This is a genomic window from Terrabacter sp. P5_B1 (genome assembly GCF_056400505.1).
Genome location: NZ_JBFULD010000330.1, coordinates 1 through 4,562, shown reverse-complemented (window position 1 = coordinate 4,562; position 4,562 = coordinate 1). Strand labels below are relative to the sequence as shown.

The 4,562-nt window shown below is 74.3% G+C and carries 2 protein-coding genes; both read left to right on the top strand.

Translation table 11 applies throughout. From position 1 onward, the window contains the following. On the top strand, positions 1 to 375 hold a 375-nt coding region (locus AC1DP0_RS18430), incomplete at its 5' end, for a SelB domain-containing protein (protein ID WP_478087253.1). Between the two features lie 85 nt (positions 376 to 460). Next, a partial coding sequence (locus AC1DP0_RS18425) for a DNA glycosylase AlkZ-like family protein (RefSeq protein ID WP_478087251.1) occupies positions 461 to 4,562 on the top strand: 4,102 nt, incomplete at its 3' end.

Here is a 4,562-nt window from a genome sequence, read left to right as displayed (position 1 = left end):
CTCCCGGGCCGCGCCGCGGTCCTTGCGAGCGGGCCCGAGGCCGCCCTGAGCAGGATCGAGGAACGGCTGCGGCGCAGCCCGTTCACGGCGCCGGAGCAGCACGAGCTCGACGCCGCCGGCCTCGGGCCGCGCGAGCTCGCAGCCGCCGAGGGCAACGGCCGCATCCTCAGGCTGCCCGGTGACGTCGTCCTGCTGCCGAACGCGCCGGCGCTCGCCATGCGCCAGCTCGCGGCGCTGCCACAGCCATTCACCACCAGCGACGCCCGCAAGGCCCTGGACAGCACCCGCCGCATCGTCATCCCGCTGCTCGAGCACCTCGACGGTCGGGGATGGACGCGACGCCTCGACGGCTCGCACCGCGAGGTCGCCCGCTGAGCCGAGGGGAGCCGGATCCGACGCAGCAACGCAGCCGCGCGGTGCCGACTGGGGGATGTCGGTGCGGGATGGCAGGCTGAGCTCGATGGCGAAAGGCAAGCGGGCCGACGTGCTCGACCGTTTCTCTCCTGCGACCGCCGAGTGGTTCCGGAGCAGCTTCAGCGCGCCCACGACCGCCCAGGCGGGGGCATGGGACGCGATCAGCTCGGGCCACCACACCGTCGTCGTCGCCCCGACCGGCTCGGGCAAGACGCTGTCGGCCTTCCTCTGGGCGATCGACCGCATGGCGAGCGAGCCGGTGCCCGAGGAGCGGCTCGAGCGCTGCCGGGTGCTCTACGTGTCGCCGATGAAGGCGCTCGCCGTCGACGTCGAGCGCAACCTGCGCGCCCCGCTCGTCGGCATCGGCCACGCCGCCACTCGCCTCGAGCTGCCGCCGCCCGACATCACCGTCAGCGTCCGCTCGGGCGACACCCCGGCCAACGAGCGCCGCGCCTTCGCCCGCACGCCCACCGACATCCTCATCACGACGCCCGAGTCGCTCTTCCTCATGCTCACCTCCTCGGTGCGTGAGGCCCTCAAGGGCATCCAGACCGTCATCCTCGACGAGGTCCACGCCGTCGCCGGCACCAAGCGCGGCGCGCACCTCGCCCTCAGCCTCGAGCGGCTCGACGCCCTGCTGCCCAAGCCGGCCCAGCGGGTCGGGCTCTCGGCGACCGTGCGTCCGGTGGAGGAGGTAGCGCGCTACCTCGCCGGTGGGCGGCCCGTCGAGATCGTCCAGCCGAAGTCGACGAAGCAGTGGGAGCTCGACGTCGTCGTGCCCGTCCCCGACATGGGCGAGCTGTCGGGGTCGGCGGCCGAGATCTCGCCGGGCGTGCCCGACCTGTCGGGACCGGCCGCGGGCAACGCTCCGCAGGCGAGCATCTGGCCGCACGTCGAGGAGCGCATCGTCGACCTCATCGCCGAGCACCGGTCGACCCTGGTCTTCGCCAACTCGCGCCGCCTCGCCGAGCGGCTGACGTCCCGCCTCAACGAGATCTGGGAGGAGCGGCTCGCCGAGGAGGAGGGCCTGCCCGTGCCGAGCCTCGCGGCGCTCTCGACGCAGCCACCGGCGCAGGTCATGGCCCAGGCCGGCTCCTCCCGCGGCGCGCCCGCGGTGCTCGCCCGTGCCCACCACGGCTCGGTCAGCAAGGAGCACCGCGCCACCATCGAGGAGGACCTCAAGGCCGGCCGGCTGCCTGCCGTCGTCGCAACGAGCAGCCTCGAGCTCGGCATCGACATGGGGGCCGTCGACCTCGTCATCCAGGTCGAGAGCCCGCCATCGGTCGCGAGCGGCCTGCAGCGCGTCGGCCGCGCCGGGCACCAGGTCGGCGCCGTGAGCCAGGGCGTGATGTTCCCGAAGTTCCGCGGCGACCTCGTGCAGACCGCCGTCGTCGTCGAGCGCATGCGCGCCGGCGCCATCGAGTCGCTCCGCGTCCCGGCCAACCCGGTCGACGTCCTGGCCCAGCAGGTCGTCGCGATGTGTGCCATGGACGACTGGACCATCGCCGACGTCGAGGCGCTCGTCCACCGGGCGGCGAGCTTCGCCTCGTTGCCGCGCTCGGTCCTCGAGGCGACGCTCGACATGCTCGCCGGCCGCTACCCCTCCGACGAGTTCGCCGAGCTGCGCCCGCGCATCGTCTGGGACCGGGTCACCGACACGCTCTCGGGGCGCCGTGGTGCCCAGCGCCTCGCGGTGACCAGCGGCGGCACCATCCCCGACCGGGGGTTGTATGCCGTGTTCCTCGCCTCGGGGGAAGGGCCCGGTCGCCGGGTCGGCGAGCTCGACGAGGAGATGGTCTACGAGTCCCGCGTCGGCGACGTCTTCACCCTCGGCACGTCGACGTGGCGCATCGAGGACATCACCCACGACCGTGTCCTGGTCACCCCGGCCCCCGGTCAGGCCGGCAAGCTGCCGTTCTGGAAGGGAGACCAGCAGGGACGGCCCGCCGAGCTCGGCCGAGCCCTCGGTGGCTTCGTCCGCGAGATCGTCGGCCTGACGCCCGAGCGGGCCCGGGCGCGGGTCGCGGCCGCCGGGCTCGACGAGTGGGCGGCCGACAACCTCATCGGCTACCTGACGGAGCAGAAGGAGGCGACGCGGCACGTTCCCGACGACCGCACCATCGTCGTCGAGCGCTTCCGCGACGAGATCGGCGACTGGCGCGTGGCCGTGCTCTCGCCGTTCGGGGGCCAGGTCCACGCGCCGTGGGCGCTGTGCGTCGCGGCCCGCATGCGCGAGCGCTTCGGCATCGACGTCCAGGCCATGCACGGCGACGACGGCATCGTCTTCCGGCTGCCCGACCTCGAGTTCGAGGACGGCGCGGCCATCGGTCAGCAGCTCGTCGAGCTCGTCACCCTCGAGCCCGAGGAGGTGAGCGCCCTCGTCACGCAGGAGATCGGCGGATCGGCCCTCTTCGCAGCGAGGTTCCGGGAGTGTGCGGCCCGTGCCCTCCTCCTCCCGCGCCGTCGCCCCGACCGGCGGCAGCCCCTGTGGCAGCAGCGGCAGCGGGCCGCCCAGCTGCTCGAGGTGGCGAGCCAGTACCCCAGCTTCCCGATCGTCCTCGAGGCCGTGCGCGAGTGCGTCCAGGACGTCTTCGACGTGCCGGGTCTCGTCGAGCTGATGGGCGACATCCGGTCGCGCGCCGTCAAGGTCGTCGACGTCGAGTCGAGCCAGCCGAGCCCCTTCGCCAAGTCGCTCGTCTTCGGCTACGTCGCCCAGTACCTCTACGAGGGCGACTCCCCGCTCGCCGAGCGACGGGCCGCGGCGCTGGCGCTCGACCCGTCGCTGCTCTCCGAGCTGCTCGGCCAGGGCGAGGCGCTCGCCCTGCGTGACCTGCTCGACCCGGAGGCCGTCGCCCGCACCGAGGCCGAGCTCCAGCGACTGACACCCGAGCGCGGCGCCCGCGACGCCGAGGACGTCGCCGACCTGCTGCGCGTCCTCGGTCCCCTCTCCGTGCGTGACATCGTGGCCCGCGCCGCCGAGGGCTTCGCCCCGACCGCCGTCGAGACTGCCCTGAAGGAGCTCGAGGCAGCCAGGCGCGTCATCGCCGTCCGTGTCGGCGGTGATGACCGCTGGGCCGCCATCGAGGACGCCGCCCGACTCCGTGACGCGCTCGGGACGTCCCTGCCCGTCGGGGTGCCGCAAGCCTTTCTCGAGCCGGTGCCCGACCCGCTCGCCGACCTCGTCGCCCGGTTCGCCCGCACCCACGGCCCCTTCGGCGTCCAGACCGTTGCCGCGTGGTGGGGCGTCGGTCCGGCAGTCGTCCACGACGCCCTKCGCCGGCTCGTGTCCGCCGGGAGGGTCGTGGAGGGCGAGCTGCTCCCGACCGAGAACGGCGGTGGCCACGGTCCGGAGTTCTGCGACGCCGAGGTGCTCCGGCTGCTCCGGCGCCGCTCGCTCGCCGCGCTGCGCCACGAGGTCGAGCCCGTCGCGCAGCCTGATCTCGCGCGCTTCCTGCCGCAGTGGCAGGGCGTCGGCGGCGGGCTGCGCGGGCGTGAGGGGCTGCTTCGCGCCGTCGAGCAGCTGACCGGCGCGGTCGTACCGGCGAGCGCCCTCGAGTCCCTCGTCCTGCCGGCACGGGTCGCCGACTACCGTCCGGCCCTGCTCGACGAGGTGATGAGCGCCGGCGAGGTCGTCTGGCGTGGCCACGGGTCGCTCCCGGGCGACGACGGCTGGGTCAGCCTCCACCTCGCCGACGCCGCGCACCTGACGCTGACCCCGCCGGACGCCGTGGAGCTCACCGACGACGAGCAGGCCGTGCTCGCCGCGCTCGAGGGGGGCGGCGCCTTCTTCTTCCGAGCGCTCGCGAACCGCGTCGGCCTCGGCGACACCGAGCTCAACGACGCGCTCTGGTCACTGCTGTGGTCGGGCCGCATCACCAACGACACCATCGCGCCGATGCGCGCCCTGCTCGCCGGTGGGCGCACGGCGCACAAGCGCACGACGAGCGGTCCCCGCTCGACGAGGTATGCCGGCCGGCGGGGTTCGCTGGGCCGGTTCGGCTCGCTCCGCGGGCCTCTGGCCGGCACGAGCTCTGCCCAGGTCGAGGCCGCCGAGGGCGCGGCGACCAGCAAGGCGCTCGCGGCCGGTCGGGCCGCCGGCTCCGGGCCCTCGACGGGGGTGGGTCGCTGGACCGCTCTCCCACCTGCCG